Annotated in this window: 22 protein-coding genes and 1 pseudogene; 20 read left to right on the top strand and 3 right to left on the bottom strand. The window is 66.0% G+C overall.

The window, feature by feature from the left end; all coding sequences use genetic code 11:
* The first annotated feature begins 4 nt into the window (after positions 1-4).
* Positions 5-580, top strand: a complete 576-nt coding sequence (locus ACZK13_RS12065) for a hypothetical protein (RefSeq protein ID WP_229298137.1) — start codon at positions 5-7, stop codon at positions 578-580.
* A 37-nt stretch (positions 581-617) separates the two neighbouring features.
* Here ACZK13_RS12065 and ACZK13_RS12060 read toward each other — a convergent pair.
* Positions 618-879 (bottom strand): annotated as a pseudogene (locus ACZK13_RS12060) (IS3 family transposase); the annotation flags it as partial.
* Positions 880-1,099: 220 nt separating this feature from the next.
* Between ACZK13_RS12060 and ACZK13_RS12055 the strand changes: the two are divergent.
* Positions 1,100-1,435 carry a DUF6984 family protein gene (locus ACZK13_RS12055; RefSeq protein WP_253145091.1) on the top strand — a complete coding sequence of 112 codons (336 nt, stop codon included), beginning with the start codon at positions 1,100-1,102 and terminating at the stop codon, positions 1,433-1,435.
* 45 nt (positions 1,436-1,480) lie between these two features.
* On the opposite strand, the gene ACZK13_RS12050 is transcribed toward ACZK13_RS12055, so the two are convergent.
* On the bottom strand, positions 1,481-1,855 hold the full coding sequence (locus ACZK13_RS12050; RefSeq protein WP_071227924.1) for a hypothetical protein: 375 nt from the start codon (positions 1,853-1,855) through the stop codon (positions 1,481-1,483).
* Between the two features lie 567 nt (positions 1,856-2,422).
* Between ACZK13_RS12050 and ACZK13_RS12045 the strand changes: the two genes are divergently transcribed.
* Complete coding sequence (locus ACZK13_RS12045; RefSeq protein WP_253145093.1) at positions 2,423-2,752, top strand: hypothetical protein; 330 nt, start codon at positions 2,423-2,425, stop codon at positions 2,750-2,752.
* Here the strand turns inward: ACZK13_RS12045 and ACZK13_RS12040 are convergent.
* A complete protein-coding gene (locus ACZK13_RS12040) occupies positions 2,746-3,150 on the bottom strand; it encodes a ribonucleotide reductase subunit alpha (RefSeq protein WP_317618064.1) in 405 nt (134 codons plus the stop codon). The genes ACZK13_RS12045 and ACZK13_RS12040 overlap by 7 nt on opposite strands.
* A 194-nt stretch (positions 3,151-3,344) precedes the next feature.
* Here ACZK13_RS12040 and moaA point away from each other — a divergent pair, with 194 nt between their 5' ends.
* The 17 genes from moaA to modA all read left to right on the top strand — a co-directional run bounded on the left by moaA (position 3,345) and on the right by modA (position 21,880).
* Positions 3,345-4,325 (top strand): GTP 3',8-cyclase MoaA, encoded by a 981-nt coding sequence (moaA, locus tag ACZK13_RS12035; protein ID WP_253145097.1) that lies wholly within the window; start codon positions 3,345-3,347, stop codon positions 4,323-4,325.
* 8 nt (positions 4,326-4,333) lie between these two features.
* On the top strand, positions 4,334-5,329 hold the full coding sequence (gene moaCB / locus ACZK13_RS12030) for a bifunctional molybdenum cofactor biosynthesis protein MoaC/MoaB (RefSeq protein WP_043033279.1): 996 nt from the start codon (positions 4,334-4,336) through the stop codon (positions 5,327-5,329).
* Positions 5,329-6,582 carry a molybdopterin molybdotransferase MoeA gene (locus ACZK13_RS12025; RefSeq protein WP_253145099.1) on the top strand — a complete coding sequence of 418 codons (1,254 nt, stop codon included), beginning with the start codon at positions 5,329-5,331 and terminating at the stop codon, positions 6,580-6,582. Before moaCB ends, ACZK13_RS12025 begins: the two co-directional genes overlap by 1 nt.
* Positions 6,582-6,842, top strand: coding sequence for a MoaD/ThiS family protein (locus ACZK13_RS12020; RefSeq protein WP_049444672.1), 261 nt, complete (start codon positions 6,582-6,584; stop codon positions 6,840-6,842). Before ACZK13_RS12025 ends, ACZK13_RS12020 begins: the two co-directional genes overlap by 1 nt.
* A 3-nt stretch (positions 6,843-6,845) precedes the next feature.
* On the top strand, positions 6,846-7,346 hold the full coding sequence (locus ACZK13_RS12015; protein WP_049401277.1) for a molybdenum cofactor biosynthesis protein MoaE: 501 nt from the start codon (positions 6,846-6,848) through the stop codon (positions 7,344-7,346).
* Between the two features lie 138 nt (positions 7,347-7,484).
* A complete protein-coding gene (gene mobA / locus ACZK13_RS12010; RefSeq protein ID WP_478481714.1) occupies positions 7,485-8,033 on the top strand; it encodes a molybdenum cofactor guanylyltransferase in 549 nt (182 codons plus the stop codon).
* Positions 8,030-8,395 (top strand): hypothetical protein, encoded by a 366-nt coding sequence (locus ACZK13_RS12005; protein ID WP_253145110.1) that lies wholly within the window; start codon positions 8,030-8,032, stop codon positions 8,393-8,395. The genes mobA and ACZK13_RS12005 overlap by 4 nt, the downstream gene beginning before the upstream one ends.
* Positions 8,396-8,539: 144 nt before the next feature.
* Complete coding sequence (locus tag ACZK13_RS12000) at positions 8,540-9,958, top strand: NarK family nitrate/nitrite MFS transporter (RefSeq protein WP_253145112.1); 1,419 nt, start codon at positions 8,540-8,542, stop codon at positions 9,956-9,958.
* Positions 9,959-10,030: 72 nt separating this feature from the next.
* Entirely contained in the window at positions 10,031-13,786 is a 3,756-nt protein-coding gene (locus ACZK13_RS11995; RefSeq protein ID WP_253145114.1) for a nitrate reductase subunit alpha, read from the top strand.
* Complete coding sequence (narH, locus tag ACZK13_RS11990) at positions 13,786-15,330, top strand: nitrate reductase subunit beta (protein WP_253145116.1); 1,545 nt, start codon at positions 13,786-13,788, stop codon at positions 15,328-15,330. Before ACZK13_RS11995 ends, narH begins: the two co-directional genes overlap by 1 nt.
* Positions 15,330-16,010, top strand: a complete 681-nt coding sequence (gene narJ / locus ACZK13_RS11985; protein WP_065723459.1) for a nitrate reductase molybdenum cofactor assembly chaperone — start codon at positions 15,330-15,332, stop codon at positions 16,008-16,010. Before narH ends, narJ begins: the two co-directional genes overlap by 1 nt.
* Positions 16,007-16,714 (top strand): respiratory nitrate reductase subunit gamma, encoded by a 708-nt coding sequence (narI, locus tag ACZK13_RS11980; protein ID WP_180838504.1) that lies wholly within the window; start codon positions 16,007-16,009, stop codon positions 16,712-16,714. Before narJ ends, narI begins: the two co-directional genes overlap by 4 nt.
* Positions 16,715-16,717: 3 nt before the next feature.
* Positions 16,718-17,617, top strand: a complete 900-nt coding sequence (locus ACZK13_RS11975) for a peptidylprolyl isomerase (protein ID WP_180838503.1) — start codon at positions 16,718-16,720, stop codon at positions 17,615-17,617.
* A 23-nt stretch (positions 17,618-17,640) separates the two neighbouring features.
* Positions 17,641-18,972 carry an MFS transporter gene (locus ACZK13_RS11970; RefSeq protein ID WP_478444721.1) on the top strand — a complete coding sequence of 444 codons (1,332 nt, stop codon included), beginning with the start codon at positions 17,641-17,643 and terminating at the stop codon, positions 18,970-18,972.
* 142 nt (positions 18,973-19,114) lie between these two features.
* A complete protein-coding gene (locus tag ACZK13_RS11965) occupies positions 19,115-20,329 on the top strand; it encodes an oxygen-independent coproporphyrinogen III oxidase (RefSeq protein ID WP_253143252.1) in 1,215 nt (404 codons plus the stop codon).
* A gap of 11 nt (positions 20,330-20,340) precedes the next feature.
* Positions 20,341-21,117 (top strand): helix-turn-helix domain-containing protein, encoded by a 777-nt coding sequence (locus tag ACZK13_RS11960; RefSeq protein ID WP_012511268.1) that lies wholly within the window; start codon positions 20,341-20,343, stop codon positions 21,115-21,117.
* A 19-nt stretch (positions 21,118-21,136) separates the two neighbouring features.
* Entirely contained in the window at positions 21,137-21,880 is a 744-nt protein-coding gene (gene modA, locus ACZK13_RS11955) for a molybdate ABC transporter substrate-binding protein (RefSeq protein WP_125895821.1), read from the top strand.
* The last annotated feature ends 3 nt before the right edge of the window (positions 21,881-21,883 follow it).

Below are 21,883 nucleotides of genomic sequence, written 5' to 3'. Positions count from 1 at the left end.
TAAGATGAACAAGCGATACATTTGCAGCCTTCTGCGGAAAAGGTCCGGCCTGATCGGCGGGTCAAGCGGATATTTTTTCCGAAGTGACTATGACTATGTGGCACAAGGAATTGTTCTGGAGTTCGTCCCAAGGGGGCTCTATGTATGGAATTTTGTATTTCCATTGTTTGACTCCTTTGGGCCGCATCTTTCCTACAGCAGCCGAATCGCGGATCGGCCGTTTATCGGAAGGGATCAAATGGCAGACGATGATGTGGTTGAGAGCATTCTTTCATCGATCGAGCTGCGAAACGTTATTGAAGCGAAGTCTTCAATGACCTTGATGGAATTTGCATCATTTCTTGAGACGCGGGGCTTGAGAGGTGCTCACGCTCATATCAATCATGCAACTGCATTGGCGCTATTGGGGAAGACGGATCTAGCGCTGAAGTTGCTGAAGGAACTAGTCCCGGCGTTGGATGATCATGATCTGAAACTTTGCGATTCTCTAATAGTGGCCCTGAATCATGGAGTTGAGGCGGTCAAATCGATGCTGGACGTGGTGAAGGAGAAGAATGTTAAGAAGCTGGGCGGGGCCTGATCCAAAGGTTAATCGTCCAGTGTTTCCCGGGTAGCCATCAGCCGCCAAGTGCCTGCTGCGTCTCGAACTTTATTGGGGCGGCTCGTCGCTGGAGCCGTGGCGCTGTCTTGGGTTCTAGAACATCTCGATGTGCAGGGCGACGTTTGCGCGTGTCTCGTCGTGATTGCTTTAGATCCTCTGCTTTGTATGTTCCCGCTACTGTCGCTGGAAGAAGTTCTCCATCGATGCGTTGTCATGGCTGTTTCCTATCCGGCTCATGCTGCACAGGATGTCTGCTCGCGCAGAACGCTCTGCCAGTTTTACTGGGTGAAGAGCGAATTGAGTTCGCCAGGGTTGACGATAACGAGCCGGGACTTGCTGATCTTCTTGATCGTTGGAAGGCGGTCGGCTATCCGCTGTCCGGCCTGAAGTGTTTCCGTCTCGAGACCAGCTCGACCGGAAGCGTCATTCTCATCTACGCCAGGACATGGCGGATCGAGCATCTGCCGATGGCGGGTGCAGTGCCCTGAAGGACATCCCGTGCCCAGGTTCCTCATCCCCGACGAGGTCTCCCTCATCCACAGGCTGCTGCCGGAGACGACCGAGCTGTCCGAACGGTTGTTGAAGGATCTGGCGCTCGCTCAGGTGGAGGATGTGGGTGTCGTCGGATTCGGGGGCGTGGTGTTCCTGTCCAGCACGACCCAGCTTTTCGGCAGTGACATTGCTACGGCCATGCTTGCCGATGCTGACGGCGTGCCGGTGAGAGTCACCCTGTGCCTGGATAATCACGATCAGCTCTTCGAGCTGGAGCTGTGGAAGGTGGACTTCTCTTCGATCATCGGCGTCGATCTGAGAAGTGCTTTCAGCAAGCACTGACGCCTGCTGAAAGCGGTCCTCGCTGAAGGCCGTGGCGCATGGCATTCACCCTTCAGGCTGCAACCGCCCCACCGCCTGCGCGCACAATGACTGGCTGGCCAGTACCAACCCCTCCATCACCCGGTCGCCCACGTACTCTTCCGGTTCGCCGTTCTGGCGGGTGCGCTCCGCCGCCAGCAGCATTTCCAGCACCACACGCAACCCGCTCAACGCGCAATCGGCATCGGCCAGGGCCAGGCAGCGGCCGGGGAGTTGATGCCGCTCCGGCCACCGTTGGCCATCGGCCGCCGCACCGGAGCCGATGCGGTTGAGATTGGCAATGAAGGTGTTCCTGTCCACTGCGGGCGCAGCCTGTGGCGAACCGTCGTCGTGGGCGGTACTGCGATAGGCGTGCAGATGGGGGAAGTCCGATTCGTTCATGGCAGAGCTCCGTGCAGGGCAATCGGTAGCCGCCACCCGAAAGGTGGCGGGCGGTACGTGGTTCGAATCCGGGTTGGCTTCAAGCCGGCGGGCGCGAACGCCCCCAACGCACCGCCCGCCATAGCCGGCAGACGGATTGCCAGCCGGCGCCACGCATGGTGACGCCGGCTGGCAAGCGCACTTACTCAAAGCCAACACGGGATTCGAAGCCCGGCCACCCTTTTCCGGTGGCACGCCATCTGAGCCCCTGGCGCTGTGCAATGCCAATCAGAAGAGTTGCAAACATCACTCGATTGGAGACGCTTTCGGCATTCTCCCACGCTGTTAAGCACTGCCAGCGCTGGCTGGCGTGGTGATCCGTCCACACCGTGCAATCTGCGACAGGTGTCGAGGTTGGGGGAGGGAAGGGCACGGGTGTGGCGGGGCGATGGCGACAGGCTCCGCAGGGGCCTGAGTCGAGCGTCGCTGGCTCCCCCCAGCGCCAAAGCGTGACGTGCGACTCGGGTTGACGTTCCCAGCCACCAAGCGCAGGCTGGTCCAGCACGTTTCCTAACCAGAAGGAGACTTATGACCGCGACCGCTTCGCTGCACCCAACCCCCGACACCCAAGGCCGTTCGCGCCTCTGGAGTGTGTTCTGGCTGCAGGGCGTGATTCCCAGCAACATTCTGTGGGCCGTGGCCCTCTGGGCGTTGGCCAACCAGCGCACGTCGCTGCTGGTGGGAGTGTTTGCCGTGCTGCTGCTCTATACGGGCTGGATCATCCCGGCGGTCTGGCGGGCGGCGCCCACCGCGCACAACCCCAACCTGGGCGTGGCCGCACGCGGGCTGACCGTGGCCTGGGGCCTGAACACCGTGCTGGTGATCTTCTTCCTGACCCTGCAGCTGGTGGCTCAATAGAACTGAACAGGCTCGCCGCCCCGGTCGAAGGCGGCGAAGCGGCCGATCTGACCGTCATGGATGGCGTTGACCATCAGCTGCAGCGGGCGCGCGGCCTCATCGCTGTTGGGCGCGAAACCGGCGCGGCCGTCCAGCGCCGCCACGAAGACCAGGTCCCAGTCGATGCCGGTGGTGGTCGACTCGGCCGCCAGCGCCTGGAAGCTGGGTACCTCGGCCGGCAGCTTGTCCACGCACAGCACCGGCGACAGGGTGCCGCCCTCGCGGCGGTCATGCCGGTCGCGCTGGTCGTCGGTGGGCGATTCGGGCAGCTCGGCGCGCACGAATACGAACAGCAAACGTTGCGGTTCAGCCTGCTGGCCTGCGGCGTGCAGCAGCTGCTGGAAATCGTTCATTATCATGAGGGTTGTCACACGCCCGCTGCACGGAAAGCCGCATGCTGCCACAACGCCTGCCGCGCAGGGCCGAAGACGATTGATTTAAGTCATGCCCATGGAACTGACTGCCGCGTACTCTGGCAATCGTTCCAGCAGACGAGGGTTTCCGGGCCGTTCCGGGTACAGGCAAGACGGTGGAGCAACAAGGTGGACCAGCCATGAGCCAACTCACCGACGGTTTCGGACGCAGCTTTCCGTACCTGCGCCTGTCGTTGACCGAAGCCTGCAACTTCCGTTGCAGCTACTGCCTGCCCGACGGTTACCAGGCCGATGGCCGCCCGCGCTTCCTGCAGGTGGATGAAATCGCGCGGCTGGTGCGTGCGTTTGCCGCGCTGGGCATGAGCAAGATCCGCCTGACTGGTGGCGAGCCCAGCCTGCGCAAGGACCTGGACGAGATCATCGCCACCGTGGCGGCGGTGCCGGGCGTCCGCAAGGTGGCCATCACCACCAATGGCACGCTGCTGCCGCGTCGCCTGCCGGGCTGGCATCGCGCCGGCCTGACCGCGCTGAACGTGAGCATGGACAGCCTGCAGCGCGAACGCTTCAAGACCATCACCGGGCATGACCGCCTGCCGGAGATCGAACAGGGCCTGGCCCTGGCGCAGGCGTTGGGCCTGCCGGCGATCAAGCTCAACGCGGTGCTGCTGCGCGGCCTGAACGACGACGAGCTGCCGCAGTGGATGGACTACCTGCGTGACCGTCCTTTCAGCGTGCGCTTCATCGAGCTGATGCGCACCGGCGACAACGAAGCCTATTTCCAGCGCCACCACCTGCGTGCCGACGTGGTGATCGAGCAGCTGCTTGCCGCAGGCTGGCACGAGCGTCCACGCGCGGCCGATGCCGGCCCGGCGCGTGAGTTCGGCCACCCCGACCATCGCGGCAGCATCGGCATCATCGCCCCGTATTCGCGTGACTTCTGCAAGGGCTGCAACCGCCTGCGGGTGACCGCCAAGGGCGACCTGCGGCTGTGCCTGTTCGGCGAGTTCGGCGTACCGCTGCGCCCGCTGCTGCAGCGCGATGAGGACCATGACGCGCTGCTGGCACGCATCACCACACAGCTTGGCCTGAAAGCGGCCGGGCATGGACTGCACCAGGGCCAGACCGGGCTGACCCCGCACCTGGCCTCCATCGGAGGATGAGCAACACGATGAGTGGGGAATTGAACGCGGCCTTCCATATGGCCGATGTCCGTAACAAGCGCATCAGCCGCCGCCGTGCGGTGGCGGTGGGCGAGCTGCATGCCGGTCCAGTGGCCTATCCGCTGATCGTCGAGCGCCGCCTGCCCAAAGGCGATGCGCTGGTGATGGCCGAGATTGCCGGCCTGCAGGGCGCCAAGATGGCGTCGATGCTGATGCCGCTGTGCCATCCGCTGCCGCTGGAACTGGTGCAGGTGTTCTGCGCACCGGTGCCGGAGCGGCAGGCGATCCGCGTGTGGTGCGAGTGCGCCAGCGAGGCACGCACCGGCGTCGAGATGGAGGCGCTGGCTGGTGTCAACGCGGCGTTGCTGACCCTGTACGACCTGAGCAAGCCAGTGGAACCGGCACTGCGCATCGAAGGCATCCGCCTGCTGTTCAAGGAAGGCGGCAAGCGCGGGGTCTGGCTGCACCCGGATGGCATGGACGAGGCCGAGCGCGTGCGTTTCAACCCACGTGCACCTAAGGGGTTGGAGGGTGCGGCCTGCGCGGTGATTACGCTGAGCGATCGCGCCAGCGAAGGCACTTATGAGGATGTGTCCGGCCCGACCCTGGTGACCGGCCTGAGAAAGCTGGGTGGCGACGTAGTGGCCGCCGAAGTGCTGCCCGATGGCATCGAGCCGTTGGCGGGCCGCCTGCAGGCCTTGGCTGCCGAGGGCGTGCGCCTGTGCCTGTGTACCGGTGGTACCGGGCTGGGCCCGCGTGACCTGACCCCGGAGGCGCTGCGTTCCTTGAACGCGCGGCCCGTGCATGGCCTGGCGCAGATGGTGCGGGCCCTGAGTGCGCAGCACACGCCGATGGCCTGGTTGAGCCGCGCCGAGGTGGTACAGCTGGGCAACATGCTGGTGTTCGCATTGCCCGGCAGCCCGAAGGCGGCGGCGCAGTGCCTGGATATCCTGGCGCCGGTACTGGGCCATGCCCTGGCGATGGTCGAGGGGGATGGCCACTGATGATTGCCTACAGCGATGCCTTGCAGCACCTGCTGGACGCGGCCAAGCCGCTGCCGGCCGAGCATCTGCCGCTGCATGAGGCCGCGGGCCGCACGCTGGCCCGTGACATCCACAGCGCGCAGTCGCTGCCGCCGTTCGACAATTCGGCGATGGACGGCTTCGCGCTGCGCGCCAACGGCACGGCGTTCGAGGCCGGTACCGAATTTGCCGTGCAGGGTTGGCAGGCAGCCGGCGATGCAGGTGCCGAAGGTGGCGAGGGTGCCTGGGAAATCATGACCGGTGCGCGCATGCCGTCCGGGCTGGATACGGTGGTGCCGGTCGAGAACGTGGACGTCCTCGCCAGCGAGGATGGACGCCCGACCCGCATCGCCTTGAAGGGCACGGTGAAGCCGGGCCAGAACGTGCGCCTGCGCGGCCAGGATGTGAGCGACGGCGAACGTGTGCTGCAGGCCGGGCAGGTGCTGGACATCAATGCGCGCACCCTGCTGCATGCCATCGGCGTGGGCCAGGTGGCGGTGGTGGCGCGGCCGAAGGCGGCAGTGATCGCCACCGGCAAGGAGTTGGTGACCGAGGCGGCGCAGACGCTGGAATCCGGCCAGATCCGTGACAGCAACCGGCCGTATCTGGTCGGCCGCCTGCAGGCCGCGGGTGCCGAAGTGGTCTGGCAGGGCACCGTGGGCGATGACGTGGCCGCGTTCAATGCGGTGCTGGATGAAGCGCTGGCTGCCGGCGCGCAGCTGCTGATCAGCACGGGCGCGGTGTCGGCCGGCCGCTACGATTTCGTTCCCGATGCGCTGCGCGGCCGTGGTGCGCGCATCGTGTTCCACAAGGTGGCGATCCGCCCGGGCAAGCCGCTGCTGTTTGCGGTGCTGCCCAATGGTGCCCTGTATTTCGGCCTGCCGGGCAACCCGGTTTCGGCCGCCGTCGGCCAGCGCTTCTTCGTCGAGCCGGTGCTGCGCCGCCTGCTGGGGCTGGCACCGGAAGCCGTGTTGCAGCTGCCGCTGCAGGCTGACGTGCGCACGCCGCCGGGCCTGCGCTTCCATGCGCGTGCGCGGGTGGAAGTGGACGGTCAGGGGCGCCTGAGTGCGCGCGTGCTGTCCGGGCAGGAATCGTTCCGTTTGATGTCCATGCTGCAGGCCAACGCCTGGGTGGTGCTGGAGGCCGAGGGAGACCTGGCCATCGCTGGCACGCCGGTGCAGGTACAGGGCTGGGGTCACCATGACCCGGTGCAGCTGGCGAGCCAGGAGTCATGATGAAACAGGTGAATCTGCAGTTGTTTGGTGCGTTTTCCGATCTGGATGCCAGCCGCGAGATCGCGGTGGAGGTGGCTGGTAGCACCGTGGCCGACCTGCGCCAGGCGCTGCGCGAGCTGCTGCCGACGCGTTGGCCGGGCTTCCGCGCGGGCCTGCTGGACTACTCGGCGTTCGCCGACCAGCAACGTGTGCTGCGCGACCATGAAGCGCTGCCCGACGATGGTCGGGTGGCGATCCTGCCGCCGGTAAGCGGGGGCTGAGCGATGAGCGAGAAGATCATCGCCAAGGTGGTGGATCGCGCGCAGGCGTCGATCGATCCGGCCGAGGGCATCGCTGCGGTGTCCGATCCGGGTTTCGGTGGCATCGATGTGTTCATCGGCAAGGTGCGCGACGTCAACATCGGCCGCCCGGTGAACGGGATTACCTATGACCTGTTCGAGCCGCTGGTGCTGAACGAGTTCAAGCGCTTGGCCGCCGAGGTCGAGGCGACGTTCGGTCCGAAGCTGAAGCTGTATGTGGCCCATGCCAAGGGCCGGTTGGGCATTGGCGATGTGGCGGTGGTGGTGGCTGCGGGCAGCCCGCACCGCGACGAGGCATTCCGGGCCTGCCGGCAGTTGATCGAGGTGGTGAAGCACCAGTGCCCGATCTGGAAGCAGGAGCATTACGAGGACGGCGACAGCGAGTGGAGCGAGGGCTGCAGCCTGTGCCACGCGGACAGCGAACCCGCACACGCCCATGACCATGCGCACGACCACCACCATTGAGTCCGCTGCAGCCACGCATGGCGTGGCTCTACCACCGAATGTCTGGATGGCCGTGGGGTTCAGTAGATCCACGCCATGCGTGGATGGGGCCGTTCCCGCGTATCCAACCGGCGCAGCCACGCATGGTGTGGCTCTACCATGAATGGAACCATCAACGGCATCGTGCTGGCCGGCGGCCTGTCCAGCCGGATGGGGCGCGACAAGGCGCTGCTGCCGTGGCAGGGGCGCACGCTGCTGGAACACATGCGTGGCCTGCTGCTGCAGGCCGGCGCCGAACGGGTGTGGGTGAGCGGCGACTATCCGGCCTTCGGCGGCATCCCCGATCAGGTGGCGCGCTGCGGTCCCCTGGGTGGACTGCACAGCGTGGTGCAGCAGATGCCCGATGGCCCGGCCTGGGTGGTAGCGGTGGATACGCCGTTGCTGGCGCCGCGGCTGCTGCAACGGCTGGCCGCCGAGGGGCGGGGCGCATGCACGATCTTTGACGGGCATCCCTTTCCCATGCTGTTGAATGTGGACAATGCCACTCGTAGCGTGCTGGCCGCGATGCTGGATGATGCGGACGGACGCCGCTCGGTACAGGCCTTCCAGCGCCGCCTGCAGATGCACGCGCTGCTGCTGGAAAGCGTTGACGAAGCCTGCCTGGTCAACTGCAATACCCCCGAACAATGGGAGGATGTTGCGTCATGAAAGTGCAGTTGCAGGACCAATCAGTACGGCTTCGCCTGGATGAGGCCGAACTGGCGCGCCTGCTGGCCGGTGAATCGGTCGAGAACATGACCCGCTTCGGCGGTATCGAGGGCTGGGGCATGGCGGTGTCGCTGCATGGCGGCGAGCAGCCCGTGCTGCTGGACGGGGGCACCTTCTGCCGCCTGGTACTGCCGCGCCCGGCCGTCGAGGCCTTGGCGGCGCGGTTGCCGTGCCGGGATGGGCTGCCATTCGACATTGCCCTGGAAGACGGCGGCCAGCTTCAGCTGCAGTTCGATGTGGACGTGCGCGACAGCGTGCGCCAGCGCGGGGTGACCCGCCGCAACACCGCTTCACCGGTTTGACATTTGTCAGGGGCACGGCGGAAACCGGCCCCTGATTGATCCAGATCAACCCCGTCGTTGTTGCTGCGCGGCCTAATGGCTGCATGACGACGGGTCACAACTTGAAAGCAATACCCACGTCATTCCACAGCCTTGGAGCCATGTATGACCGTCGGTAGCGATCCTGTTGTCCGCAGCACTGCCCGTCCGGGTCGCGTCATCAGCGACTGGACGCCGGAGGACCCCGGCTACTGGGAGCTCACCGGCAAGCGGGTCGCCACCCGCAACCTGGTCATCTCGATCCCCTCGCTGCTGCTGGCCTTCTCGGTCTGGGTGCTGTTCTCGGCGGTGTCGATCAGCCTGCCGAAGATCGGCTTCAACTTCAGCACCGACCAGCTGTTCTGGCTGGTGGCGCTGCCCAGCCTGTCCGGCGCCACGCTGCGCATCTTCTATTCGTTCGTGATCCCGATTTTCGGCGGCCGCCGCTGGACCGCGCTGTCGACCGCGTCGCTGCTGGCACCGACGCTCTGGCTCGGCTTCGCGGTACAGGACCCGGCCACGCCGTACGGGGTGTTCGTGGCCATCGCGATCCTGTGTGGGTTCGGTGGCGCGAACTTCTCGTCGTCGATGTCCAACATCTCCTTCTTCTACCCCAAGCAGAAGCAGGGCCTGGCGCTGGGCCTGAACGCCGGCCTGGGCAATGTGGGCGTGTCGGTGGCGCAGGCGGTGATCCCGCTGGTCATCACCGTGGGCGTGTTCGGTGCGCTGGGTGGTGCGCCGCAGCCCACGGTGGAGGGTGGGGCGCCGCTGTTCCTGCAGAACGCCGGTTTCATCTGGGTGCCGGCCATCGCGCTGTGCGCCATCGCGGCCTGGTTCGGCATGAACGACCTGACCAGCGCCCGCTCGTCGTTCTCCGAGCAGGCGGTGATCTTCCGCCGCAAGCACAACTGGCTGATGTGCTGGTTGTACATCGGCACCTTCGGTTCCTACATCGGCTTCTCGGCCGGCTTCCCGATGCTGGTGAAGAGCCAGTTCCCGGACGTGAACCCGCTGGCCTACGCCTTCATCGGCCCGCTGCTGGGTGCGTTGATGCGTTCGGTGGGCGGCAGCATGGCCGACCGCTGGGGCGGCGCACGCCTGACTTTCTGGGTGTTCGCGCTGATGATCGCCGCCGTGTTCGGTGTGCTGCACTTCCTGTCCAGTCACGGCCAGGGCGGCAACTTCCATGGCTTCCTGCTCAGCTTCATGGCGCTGTTCGTGCTCAGTGGCATCGGCAACGGCACCACCTTCCGCATGATTCCGGTGATCTTCCGCACCCTGCATGAGCGCTGGTCGGCCAACGACAACGCCGAGGGCAAGGCTGCTGCTGCCCACCAGGCCAGCATCGAGTCGGCCGCGGTGGTCGGCTTCTCCGGTGCGATCGGCGCCTATGGCGGCTTCTTCATTCCCAAGAGCTACGGCTCGTCCATCACCTTGACCGGCAGCCCCGACATGGCGCTGTACGGATTCGTTGTTTTCTATGTCACCTGTCTGGCCGTGACCTGGTGGTGGTACTACCGGCGCGGTGCCGAGACACCCTGCTGACGACATGAAAACGCACCGCAGCCAGATGACACACACAGCCACGATGCCGATGTCCGCAAAGGGAGACCCCCGATGAGTTATTTCCTCGATCGCTTGCAGTTCTTCAAGCGTGACCCCCAGACCTTTGCCGATGGCCACGGATTCGCCAAGAGCGAAGGCCGTGACTGGGAAAACAGCTACCGCGCCCGTTGGCAGTACGACAAGATCGTGCGTTCCACCCACGGCGTGAACTGCACCGGTTCGTGCAGCTGGAAGATCTACGTCAAGAACGGCCTGGTCACCTGGGAAACGCAGCAGACCGACTACCCGCGTACGCGCCCGGACCTGCCCAACCACGAACCGCGTGGCTGCCCGCGTGGCGCCAGCTATTCCTGGTACCTGTACAGCGCCAACCGGCTGAAGTACCCGCTGATCCGCGGCACGCTGCTGCGCCTGTGGCGCGAGGCGCGCAAGAGCAAGGGCCCGGTCGATGCCTGGGCCAGCATCGTGGAGGACAAGGAAAAGGCGCGTTCGTACAAGACCCGCCGCGGCATGGGCGGCTTCGTGCGCCTGCAGTGGGAAGAGGCCAACGAGATCATCGCCGCCTCCAACCTGTACACGGTGAAGCAGTACGGCCCGGACCGCGTGGTCGGGTTCTCGCCGATTCCGGCGATGTCGATGGTGTCCTACGCCGCCGGCGCGCGTTACCTGTCGCTGCTGGGCGGCGCCTGCCTGTCCTTCTACGACTGGTACTGCGACCTTCCGCCGGCCTCGCCGCAGATCTGGGGCGAGCAGACCGACGTGCCCGAATCGGCCGACTGGTACAACAGCCGCTACATCATCGCCTGGGGCTCGAACGTGCCGCAGACGCGTACGCCCGATGCGCACTTCTTCACCGAGGCGCGCTACAACGGCACCAAGACGGTGGCGATCTGCCCGGACTATTCCGAGCTGGCCAAGCTGACCGATCACTGGCTGCACCCCAAGCAGGGCACCGATGCGGCGCTGGCCTTCGCCTTCGGCCATGTGATCCTGCGCGAGTTCCACGTCGATTCGCCCTCGCAGTACTTCCAGGACTATTGCCGGCAGTACTCGGACATGCCGATGCTGGTGCGCCTGGAGCGCCGCGACGACGGCCGCCTGGTGGCGGGCCGTTTCCTGCGTGCCAGTGAACTGGGCGGGCTGGGTGAAGCCAACAACCCGGACTGGAAGACGCTGGCCTATGACGAGACCAGCGGCCAGATCGTGGTGCCGAACGGCTCGATCGGCTTCCGCTGGGGCGAGAAGGGCAAGTGGAACATCGAGGAGAAGGAGAGCAAGGGCGCCGAGACGCGTCTGCGCCTGAGCCTGGCCGATGGCCATGAGGGCATCGAGGCGGTGAGCTTCCCGTACTTCGGTGGCATCGAGACCGACGGCTGGACCGCCGCGCCGGCCGACGACGTGCTTGAGCGCAACATTCCGGTGCGCCGGCTGGCCACGGCCGAGGGTGGCGAAACCCTGGTGGCCACGGTCTACGACCTGCTGCTGGCCCAGTACGGCGTGGACCGTGGCTTTGGCGGCGGCAATGTGGCATCGAGCTTCGACGACATGGTGCCGGGCACCCCAGCCTGGCAGGAGCGCATCACCGGCGTGTCGCGCGCCGAGGTGATCGAGATCGCCCGCGAGTTCGCACGTACCGCCGACAAGACCCATGGCCGTTCGATGATCATCGTCGGCGCCGGGATGAATCATTGGTTCCACAACGATATGAACTACCGCGGCCTGATCAACATGCTGATCATGTGCGGTTGCGTGGGCCAGACAGGTGGCGGCTGGGCGCATTACGTGGGCCAGGAAAAGCTGCGCCCGCAGACCGGCTGGCAGCCGCTGGCCTTCGGCCTGGATTGGAGCCGCCCGCCGCGCCACATGAACGGCACCTCGTTCTTCTACTTCAACACCGGGCAATGGCGCTACGAGAAGCTGCAGGTGGACGAGCTGCTGTCGCCGCTGGCGGATGCGAGCAAGTACAGCGGCAGCCTGGCCGACCTCAACCTGCGCGCGGTGCGCATGGGCTGGCTGCCGTGTGCGCCGCAGCTGGACCGCAACCCGCTGCAGCTGGTACGCGAGGCCGAAGCGGCGGGTGTTGCCCCGGCCGACTACGCGCTGGGCAAGTTCAAGGACGGCTCGCTGGACTTCGCCTTCGCCGATCCGGATGCACAGCAGAACCATCCGCGGATGATGTTCATCTGGCGCTCGAACCTGTTGGGTTCGTCGGGCAAGGGCCACGAGTACATGCTGCGGCACCTGCTCGGCACGCGTCATGGCCTGCAGGGCAAGGACCTTGGCGAGATGGGGGCGATCAAGCCGGAGGAAGTGACGTGGCGTGACGAGGCACCGGAAGGCAAGCTGGACCTGCTGGTCACGCTCGACTTCCGCATGTGCACCACCGCGCTGTACTCGGACATCGTGCTGCCCACGGCCACCTGGTACGAAAAGGACGACCTCAACACCTCGGACATGCACCCGTTCATCCACCCGCTGTCGAAGGCGGTGGATCCGGCCTGGGAATCGCGCAGCGACTGGGAGATCTTCAAGGAGGTCGCCCGCACCGTAAGCGAAATGGCGCCGGGTGTGCTGGGCGTGGAGAAGGATCTGGTGCTGGTGCCGACCCTGCATGACACCCCGAACGAGCTGGGCATGCCGTTCGGCGTGGCCGACTGGAAGAAGGGCGAGTGCGAGGCCATCCCGGGCCAGACCATGCCGTCGATGACGGTGGTGGAGCGCGACTACCCGAACCTGTACCGCAAGTTCACCTCGCTCGGCCCGCTGCTGGACAAGCTGGGCAACGGCGGCAAGGGCATGAGCTGGGACACGAAGCACGAGGTCGAATTCCTCGGCAAGCTCAACCACACCGTGCACGACGCGGGCGTGAGCCAGGGCCGCCCGGCCATTTCGACCGCGATCGACGCGGCCGAGGTGATCCTGCACCTGGCGCCGGAAACCAATGGCCACGTCGCAGTGAAGGCGTGGGAATCGCTGGGGACCTTCACCGGCCGCGAGCATACCCACCTGGCGGTGGGCAAGGAGCACGAGGCGATCCGCTTCCGTGACATCCAGGCACAGCCGCGCAAGATCATTTCCTCGCCGATCTGGTCGGGCCTGGAAGACGACAACGTCAGCTACAACGCCGGCTATACCAACGTGCACGAGCTGATTCCGTGGCGCACGGTGACCGGTCGCCAGCAGTTCTACCAGGACCACGAGTGGATGATCGACTTCGGCGAGGCCTTCATGGGCTACCGGCCGCCGGTCAACACGCGCACGGTGGAGCCGCTGCTGAACCAGCGCCCGAACGGCAACAAGGAGATCGTGCTGAACTGGATCACGCCACACCAGAAGTGGGGCATCCACAGCACCTACAGCGACAACCTGATCATGCAGACGCTGTCGCGCGGTGGCCCGATCGTGTGGCTGAGCGAGGACGACGCGCGCAGTGCCGGCATCGTCGACAACGACTGGATCGAGCTGTTCAACGTCAACGGTGCGATTGCCGCGCGTGCGGTGGTCAGCCAGCGCGTGATGCCGGGCATGGCGATGATGTACCACGCCCAGGAACGCATCATCAACGTGCCGGGCTCGGAGATTTCCGGGACCCGCGGCGGCATCCACAACTCGGTGACCCGCATCGTGCTCAAGCCCACCCACATGATCGGCGGCTACGCGCAGCTGGCGTACGGCTTCAACTACTACGGCACGTGCGGCACCAACCGCGACGAGTTCGTGATCGTGCGCAAGATGGACAAGGTCGATTGGTTGGACGATGAACAGCCCGCTGGCGCTTCGGCATCGGCCAGCAAGGAGGTGGTGTGATGAAGGTCCGTGCACAGATCGCGATGGTGCTGAACCTGGACAAGTGCATCGGCTGCCATACCTGCTCGATCACCTGCAAGAACGTCTGGACCTCGCGCGAGGGCGTCGAGTACGCCTGGTTCAACAACGTGGAAACCAAGCCGGGCATCGGCTACCCCAAGGAATGGGAGAACCAGGACAAGTGGAACGGCGGCTGGGTACGCACCCGCGCCGGCAAGCTGGTGCCGCGTGCCGGTGGCCGCTGGCGCATGCTGGCCAAGATCTTCGCCAACCCGGACCTGCCACAGATCGACGACTACTACGAGCCGTTTGATTTCGACTACCAGAACCTGCACGCCGCCAAGGACAGCCAGCACCAGCCCACCGCGCGGCCGCGTTCGCTGATCAGTGGCGAGCGCATGCAGAAGATCGAGTGGGGCCCGAACTGGGAGGAGATCCTGGGTTCGGAGTTCAGCAAGCGCTCGCGCGACTACAACTTCGACCAGGTGCAGAAGGAGATCTACGGCGCCTTCGAGAAGACCTTCATGATGTACCTGCCGCGCCTGTGCGAGCACTGCCTGAACCCTGCGTGCGTGTCGGCGTGCCCGTCGGGCGCGATCTACAAGCGCGAGGAAGACGGCATCGTGCTGATTGATCAGGACAAGTGCCGCGGTTGGCGCATGTGCGTCTCGGCCTGCCCGTACAAGAAGATCTACTACAACTGGAAGAGCGGCAAGTCGGAGAAGTGCATCTTCTGCTACCCGCGCATCGAGATGGGCGAGCCGACCGTGTGCTCGGAAACCTGCGTGGGCCGCATCCGCTACCTCGGCGTGATGCTGTACGACGCCGACCGCATCGCCGAGGCGGCCTCGGTGGCCGCCGAGAAGGACCTGTACCAGGCCCACCTGGACATCTTCCTGGACCCGAATGATCCGGCGGTGATCGCCGCCGCGCGCAAGGAAGGGATCCCGGACAGCTGGCTGGATGCGGCCAGGCAGTCGCCGGTGTACAAGCTGGCGATCGACTGGAAGCTGGCGCTGCCGCTGCACCCGGAATACCGCACGCTGCCGATGGTCTGGTATGTGCCACCGCTGTCTCCGATCCAGTCGGCCGCCGAACGTGGCCGCGTGGGCATGAGCGGTGAACTGCCGGACGTGGCCTCGCTGCGTATCCCGATGCGCTACCTGGCCAACCTGCTGACGGCGGGTGACGAGGCGCCGGTGGTGCGCGCGCTGGAGCGGCTGATGGCGATGCGTGCCTGGCGCCGGGCCAAGAACGTAGACGGCGTGGAAGACACCGCAGTGCTGGAGCAGACCGGGCTGAGCATTGCCCAGGTCGAAGAGATGTATCGCTACCTGGCCATCGCCAATTACGAGGACCGTTTCGTGATTCCCTCTGGCCACCGCGAGTACGCCAACGATGCCTTCGGCGAGCGCGGCGGCTGCGGCCTCACCTTCGGCAACGGCTGCAACGGTGACAGCCCGGCCGATCTGTTCGGCCAGCGCAAGAGCACAACGTTCGTGGTGGACAACGGCCCCAATCATCGCCGCAAGGAGGTGGTGTGATGAGCGTGCTCAAGCTGGTCGGGGTGTTGCTGGATTACCCCCGTGAAGAACTATGGCAGCACGGCGAAGAACTCCTCGCCGCCTGCGACGACCCGGCGCTGGGCGCCGCCCGCCGCCAGCAGCTGCGCAGCTTCGTGCAGCAGCTGCTGGCTACCGATGCGCTGGATGCGCAGGCGGCGTGGCTGGCCAGTTTCGACCGCGGCCGCTCGATGAGCCTGCTGCTGTTCGAACACATCCATGGCGAGTCGCGCGACCGCGGCCAGGCCATGGTCGATCTGGTCGAGACCTACCGCCGCAACGGCTTCGAACTGGATGCGCGCGAGCTGCCGGACTACCTGCCGCTGCTGCTGGAGTTCCTGGCCCATCGCCCTGGCAGCGAGGCCCGCGAGTGGCTGCACCACATCGGCCATATCGCCGGGATGCTGGCGGCGCGTGCCGCCGAGCGTGAGCTGCCGCACCGGGTGCTGTTCGAGATCCTGGTCGAAGCCGGCGACGGCAAGGCCGATCTGCAGGCGCTGCGCCAGCGTGCCAGCGAGGAAGTCCGCGACGATACCGCCGAGGCCATGGACCGCTTGTGGGAGGAGGAGGCGGTGCGCTTCGGCGCCGAAGCCCCTGCCGAGGACTGCAAGCCGCCCGTGCGTTCGCCGGCCCGTCCTTCGCATCGAGAGGTCCAGCCATGAGTTACTCCCTGCATCAATTCGCCTTCCAGCACTACCCATACATCGCCGTGGCGGTGCTGCTGATCGGCAGCTGGGCGCGCTACGACAAGGCCATGTACACCTGGCGCACCGGCTCCAGCCAGATGCTGTCAGACAAGGGCATGCGGATCGGCAGCAACTGCTTCCACATCGGCATCCTGGCCATCCTCGGTGGCCATCTGGTCGGCCTGCTGACCCCGCACGCGGTGTACGAGCACTTCATCACATCGTCGCAGAAGCAGATGCTGGCGATGGTGGTGGGCGGCGTGTTCGGCGCGCTGTGCTTCATCGGCATCAGCATCCTGCTGGTACGCCGCCTGTTCAATGCGCGTGTTCGGGCCACCGGCAGTTTCGGTGACACCCTGGTGCTGGTGCTGCTGTTCGCCCAGCTGTGCCTGGGCCTGTACAGCATCCGCGTCTCATCCGGCCACCTGGACGGTGGGGTGATGGTGCAGCTGGCCGAATGGGCGCAGCACATCGTGACCTTCCGCGCCGGTGCCGCCGACTACATCGAGGGCGTCAGCTGGGTCTACAAGATGCATATCTTCCTGGGCCTGACCCTGTTCCTGATCGCGCCGTTCACCCGCCTGGTGCACGTGTGGAGCATTCCGATCAGCTACCTGTGGCGGCCGTACCAGGTGGTGCGCCGCCGCCAGGCCACGCTGCGCTACGGTCCGCGGGAGTAAACCATGGGCAGCCTGCCGAAATTCCTGCCGATCACCGTGATCGACTCCACCGCACCGGTGCCTGCCGAGGCGCATTCGCATCACCACGACGCGGCAGAGCAGGGGCCGCGCTCGCTCGGGCAGCCGGCACCGTGCCGGCTGTTCGTGGACGAGACCGCGATCAGCGAGGCCGACATCGCCCGCGAGATGCAGCACCATCGGGCGATGCGCCCGGAACAGTCACGCGCCGAAGCGGCGCGTGCCCTGGTGGTGCGCGAGCTGCTGCGTCTGGAAGCGCAGCGGCTGGGCCTGCAGGCGCCGGAGGGCAACCGGGTCAGCGACGAGGAAGTGCTGATCCAGCAACTGCTGGAAGACGCGATCGAAGACCGCGTGCCGACCGACGAGGACTGCCGCCGCTACTTTGAGCAGAACCCGGAGCGCTTCCGCTCGCCTGACCGCGTGCGCCTGCGCCATATCCTGCTGGCGGCGGCGGCCGACGACGTGGCCGGGCGCTTCGCCGCACGCACCGAAGGCGAGCGGCTGGCCGGACTGCTGAAGGAGTCGCCGCACCTGTTCGCCGATTTTGCCCTGCGCCATTCGCGCTGCCCCTCCAGCAGCGAGGGCGGCGACCTGGGCTGGTTGCAGCGCGGGCAGACCACGCCGGAGTTCGACCGCCAGGTGTTCCGCCTGCGCGAGGGCCTGGCTGGATTCCCGGTGGAATCGCGCTGGGGCTACCACGTGGTCTGCGTCGATGCCCGCGAGGAAGGCCAGCCACAGTCGTTCGAGGCGGTGCTGCCGCAGCTGCGTGATTACCTGGAACTGCAGGTACGCCAGCGCGAGGTGCAGGCCTATCTGCTGCAGCTGCAGGAACGCTACCCGGTGCGCGGGCTGGATGAGATCGAAGCCGAAGCAGATATCGGCTGACCCCCATTGAACGAGGAGACCCCATGAACCAGGCCCTTGCCCCCGCCAGTGCCGGGCAGCAGCAGCGTGCGCTGTGGCTGAGCACGTTCGCCTTCACCGTGTGCTTCGCGGTGTGGATGATCTTTTCAATCATCGGCATCCAGATCAGTCAACAGCTCGGTTTGAATGACACCCAGTTCGGCCTGTTGATCGCCACGCCGGTACTGACCGGTTCGGTCAGCCGCGTCTTCCTCGGCATCTGGTCCGACCAGTTCGGTGGCCGCAAGGTGATGGTGCTGGTGATGCTGTGTGGCGCCGTGGCCACCTGGATGCTGACCTATGCGCAGACCTACACCCAGTTCCTGATCGCCGCGCTGTGCGTGGGCATCGCCGGCGGCAACTTCTCGGTGGGCGTGGCCTACGTCTCGAAGTGGTTCCCGGCCAGCAAGCAGGGCACCGCGCTGGGCATCTTCGGTGCCGGCAACATCGGCTCGGCGGTGACCAAGCTGTTGGCGCCGCTGGTGATGGTGGCCGCGGGTTGGACCATGGTTGCCAAGGTCTGGGCGGTCGCGCTGGCCGTCACTGCGGTGCTGTTCTTCCTCTTCAGCAAGGAAGACCCGTCGCTGGAGCAGCGCCGCCGCGAGGGCGTGAAGCCGGTTCCGTTCGCCGAGCAGATGGCGCCGCTGAAGAACCTGCAGGTGTGGCGGTTCTCGCTGTACTACTTCTTCGTGTTCGGCGGTTTCGTGGCGCTGGCGCTGTGGCTGCCGCACTATCTGGTGGGCGCCTACGGCATGGACGTGGGCCACGCCGGCATGCTGGCGGCGTGCTACTCGATCCCGGCCAGCCTGTTCCGCGTGGTCGGTGGCTGGATGTCGGACCGGATGGGCGCGCGGCGGGTGATGTACTGGACCTTCGGCGTGTCGGCCATCTGCACCTTCCTGCTGGCCTACCCGGATACCGAGTACGTGGTGAAGGGCATCCACGGCCCGATCCACTTCCATCTGGCCATCGGCGTGGTGATGTTCACCTTGCTGGTGTTCGTGCTGGGCTTCTTCATGTCGCTGGGCAAGGCAGCGGTCTACAAGCACATTCCGGTGTATTACCCCAAGCACGTGGGTGCAGTGGGCGGTGTGGTCGGCATGATCGGCGGCCTGGGTGGCTTCATCCTGCCGATCGTATTCGGGGCATTGAACGATGCCGTGGGCATCTGGAGCAGTTGTTTCATGCTGCTGTTCGTGCTGGTGGCGGCTGCACTGGCGTGGATGCACTTTGCGATCCGTCGCATGGAACGCCGTCACTTCCCGCAGATCGATCGCGAGACCGACCTGCCCGAAGCCATCGATGCGGCCGCCGCCGAGCGGGTGCGTGGCAGGTAAAGGGGGTTGCCGGCCAGCGGCCGGCACTACCGGGTAGCGGGTGAAAGGGTAGTGCCGGCCGCTGGCCGGCATGAACCCACCGATGCGCCACGCTTGATTTCAATCAGGGCCACGCGAAGAGGAACGCCCGAAGATGTGTGCCATGAGCTTCCACGTCGATGAGAGTGAGGACACTGCGCTGCAGGCGGCATTGCTGCGGCAACCCCGGCATGTGCTGTTTCCGCCGGCTGACCAGTTCAGCACCGGGTTTGGCGAAAGCGGCTGGCGCGCCGCCGTGCGCGCCAGCAATGAGCACCTGATCCCGCGTGGCTTGACGCTCGGCTTCCAGGCCGGTCGTGGTGGGCGCGATGTGCCGCCACAGGCGTATCTGGACATGTTGCTGCTGGCCCTGCAGCTGCAGGCCGATGCCCTGGCCGAGGACCGCGAAGTAGTGGCGATGGTGCTGCAGCTGGGCTTGGCCGAGACCTTGCCGCCACCCCAGCTGGGCCAGCTGCTGGATGCGGTGCCGCAGCACCTGCGCACCGTGGCACGGCCCCAGGTGGAAGTGCGCCTGGACGCGGGCAGCGCGCTGTCACCAGCGCAGCTGCGTGCGGTGGGCTGCACCCGCCTGAATGTGATCGACCGTGCCGATGCGCCGGGGCCGACCTTGCTGGCACAGGCGCGGCAGGTGGGTTTCACCGCGCGCTACTACCAGCTTCGGGTACCTGGGTCTGAGGATGTGGGTTTCATCGAGCGCCTGCACGAAGTGCTGGCCGAAGCACCCGAGCGCATCCTGCTGCCGGCACCGTGCGCGCTGCCGCAGCGTCCGTCGGCAGCGCATTGGCTGCAGGCCTGGCGGCTGCTGCGCGCGGCCGGTTACGAACCGATCGGTGGTGACCACTACCAGCGCGGCGACCTGCCCAACCCGCATGGGCCGGGTGACGGCCAGCGCCATTGCGACCTGGCGGGTGTGCCACGGCGTGACCGCAGTGATTTCATCGGGCTCGGCCTGTCCGCCTGCAGCCAGATCGGCGAAGTGTTCTACCGGCTGGAGGACGAGCTGGGTGAATGGCGGGCGCGCCTGCAGTCCGGTCACATGGGCGTGGCCGCGGGCCTGATCCTGTCCGAGGACGAGCGGATGGCGGCCGAGGTGGCGCAGAGCATCGCCTGCGATCATGCGCTCGATGCGGCCGCCTTCGAGTGGCGCAATGATGAACCGTTCGAAGAATGCTTCGCCGAACAGCTGCCGGCGCTGTCGCCGCTGCTGGCGCGCGGCTGGGCGCAGTGGGATGCACGCGTGCTGCGGCTGGCCGAAGAAGGGCGGTTGCTGTGGCGTATGATGGCCGCATGCTTCCGGCCGGCGGCCGCCATCGCTTGAGTCCTGCCCCGATGTCTTCAACTCCGCCTTCCCAAGGCCGCCTCGGCCGGGCCACGCCGAACCCCGCCGCCGCCGATGATGGCGACGCGCTGCACTTCTGCAGTACCTGTGCATTTTCCGATGCCTGCATGTCGCAGGGTTATGACAAGACCGCGCTGGGCGATCTGCACGTCCTGGTCGACCACGTTGGCCCGTTCCATGCGGGTGACTACATCTTCCGCGCTGGCGAATCGTTCGATTCGATTGCTGCGGTGCGCGCCGGTATGGTCAAGACCTTCGTCGATGACAGCCAGGGCAACGAGCAGGTGCTGGGCTTCAGCCTGCCGGGCGAAGTGATCGGCCTCAATGCGATCCACGGCTCGCGCTTCCCCTGCAATGCGGTGGCGCTGGACACCGTGCACCTGTGCCGCATTTCGTTCCCCAAGCTGAGCCTGCTGGCCACACGCATGCCGGGGCTGCAGGCCAAGCTGTTCAGCCTGCTCAGTGCGGAGATCGGCAAGGTCGCCACGCTGGCCGCGAATCACCGTACCGAAGAGCGCATGGCGGCGTTCCTGCTCGACATGTCCGAGCGTTACGCGCGGCGCGGTTTTTCCGCCACGCGCTTCAACCTGACGATGGCACGCACCGAGATTGCCAATTACCTGCGGATGGCGCCGGAAACCGCCAGCCGCGTGCTGCGTCGCCTGAGCGATGATGGGATCATCGCGGTGAAACAGCGTGAGATCCTGCTGCTGCAGCCCGAGCGCCTGGCGGCGCTGGCGGTGGCCGACGAATCCGATCCGAACTGAACCTGGCCGGGAGCCGACGATGAAGCGCGCTGGACTGTTGTTGCTGGGACTGCTGACCACGGTGCCGGCCTGTGCGGCCGACCTGACGGTGTCGGCGGCATCGAGCCTGACCGAGAGCTTCCGCGAACTCGGCGCCGCCTATGAGAAGGCGCACCCGGGAACCAAGGTCGATTTCAACTTCGCCGCCTCAGGCGTGCTGCTGCAGCAGATCAGTCGTGGCGCGCCGGTGGACGTGTTCGCCTCGGCCGATGAAACCACGATGGACCAGGCCCAGCAGCAGGACCTGCTGGCGGCCGGTACCCGCGAGGTGTTCGCGGTGAACGCGCTGTGGGTGGTGGTGCCGCCGCAGGCCAAGGTCGCGCCGCGTAGCTTGAAGGACCTGACCGGTGCCGGCGTGCAGCGCATCGCACTGGGTAACCCGGACAGCGTGCCGGTCGGTCGCTACGCCAAGGGCGCGCTGGAAGCGGCGGGCCTGTGGCCGTCGGTGCAGGGCAGGGTCATCACCACCCAGAACGTGCGCCAGTCGCTGGACTACGTGGCGCGTGGTGAAGTGGATGCCGGTTTCGTCTATGCCACCGATGCGCAGGCCATGCCCGACCGCGTGCGTCGTGCCTTCGCGGTGCCGGTGGCCGGGCGCATCGCCTATCCGCTGGCGGTGACCAAGGCCAGCGCGCAGCCGGCCGAGGCCAAGCGCTTCACCGCCTTCGTGCGTTCGGCACAGGGCCAGGCGATCCTGGCCAGGCACGGGTTCGGCAAGCCCTGAGGC

The organism is Stenotrophomonas sp. 99219_Sma (assembly GCF_056480785.1).
Note: the sequence above shows the minus strand (reverse complement) of the source record. Positions and strands in the feature narration are given on the sequence as shown.

Excerpts from the sequence above, each read along its gene's own strand:
- ACZK13_RS12005 (WP_253145110.1), top strand. The coding sequence starts at position 8,030 with ATGAAAGTGCAGTTGCAGGACCAATCAGTACGGCTTCGCCTGGATGAG.
- ACZK13_RS11995 (WP_253145114.1), top strand. The coding sequence starts at position 10,031 with ATGAGTTATTTCCTCGATCGCTTGCAGTTCTTCAAGCGTGACCCCCAG.
- ACZK13_RS12050 (WP_071227924.1), bottom strand. The coding sequence starts at position 1,855 with ATGAACGAATCGGACTTCCCCCATCTGCACGCCTATCGCAGTACCGCC.
- mobA (WP_478481714.1), top strand. The coding sequence starts at position 7,485 with ATGAATGGAACCATCAACGGCATCGTGCTGGCCGGCGGCCTGTCCAGC.
- ACZK13_RS12015 (WP_049401277.1), top strand. The coding sequence starts at position 6,846 with ATGAGCGAGAAGATCATCGCCAAGGTGGTGGATCGCGCGCAGGCGTCG.
- moaCB (WP_043033279.1), top strand. The coding sequence starts at position 4,334 with ATGAGTGGGGAATTGAACGCGGCCTTCCATATGGCCGATGTCCGTAAC.
- ACZK13_RS12040 (WP_317618064.1), bottom strand. The coding sequence starts at position 3,150 with ATGATAATGAACGATTTCCAGCAGCTGCTGCACGCCGCAGGCCAGCAG.
- modA (WP_125895821.1), top strand. The coding sequence starts at position 21,137 with ATGAAGCGCGCTGGACTGTTGTTGCTGGGACTGCTGACCACGGTGCCG.
- ACZK13_RS12065 (WP_229298137.1), top strand. The coding sequence starts at position 5 with ATGAACAAGCGATACATTTGCAGCCTTCTGCGGAAAAGGTCCGGCCTG.
- narH (WP_253145116.1), top strand. The coding sequence starts at position 13,786 with ATGAAGGTCCGTGCACAGATCGCGATGGTGCTGAACCTGGACAAGTGC.
- ACZK13_RS12025 (WP_253145099.1), top strand. The coding sequence starts at position 5,329 with ATGATTGCCTACAGCGATGCCTTGCAGCACCTGCTGGACGCGGCCAAG.
- narI (WP_180838504.1), top strand. The coding sequence starts at position 16,007 with ATGAGTTACTCCCTGCATCAATTCGCCTTCCAGCACTACCCATACATC.
- narJ (WP_065723459.1), top strand. The coding sequence starts at position 15,330 with ATGAGCGTGCTCAAGCTGGTCGGGGTGTTGCTGGATTACCCCCGTGAA.
- ACZK13_RS11975 (WP_180838503.1), top strand. The coding sequence starts at position 16,718 with ATGGGCAGCCTGCCGAAATTCCTGCCGATCACCGTGATCGACTCCACC.
- ACZK13_RS12045 (WP_253145093.1), top strand. The coding sequence starts at position 2,423 with ATGACCGCGACCGCTTCGCTGCACCCAACCCCCGACACCCAAGGCCGT.
- ACZK13_RS11970 (WP_478444721.1), top strand. The coding sequence starts at position 17,641 with ATGAACCAGGCCCTTGCCCCCGCCAGTGCCGGGCAGCAGCAGCGTGCG.
- ACZK13_RS12000 (WP_253145112.1), top strand. The coding sequence starts at position 8,540 with ATGACCGTCGGTAGCGATCCTGTTGTCCGCAGCACTGCCCGTCCGGGT.
- ACZK13_RS12020 (WP_049444672.1), top strand. The coding sequence starts at position 6,582 with ATGAAACAGGTGAATCTGCAGTTGTTTGGTGCGTTTTCCGATCTGGAT.
- ACZK13_RS11965 (WP_253143252.1), top strand. The coding sequence starts at position 19,115 with ATGAGCTTCCACGTCGATGAGAGTGAGGACACTGCGCTGCAGGCGGCA.
- moaA (WP_253145097.1), top strand. The coding sequence starts at position 3,345 with ATGAGCCAACTCACCGACGGTTTCGGACGCAGCTTTCCGTACCTGCGC.
- ACZK13_RS11960 (WP_012511268.1), top strand. The coding sequence starts at position 20,341 with ATGTCTTCAACTCCGCCTTCCCAAGGCCGCCTCGGCCGGGCCACGCCG.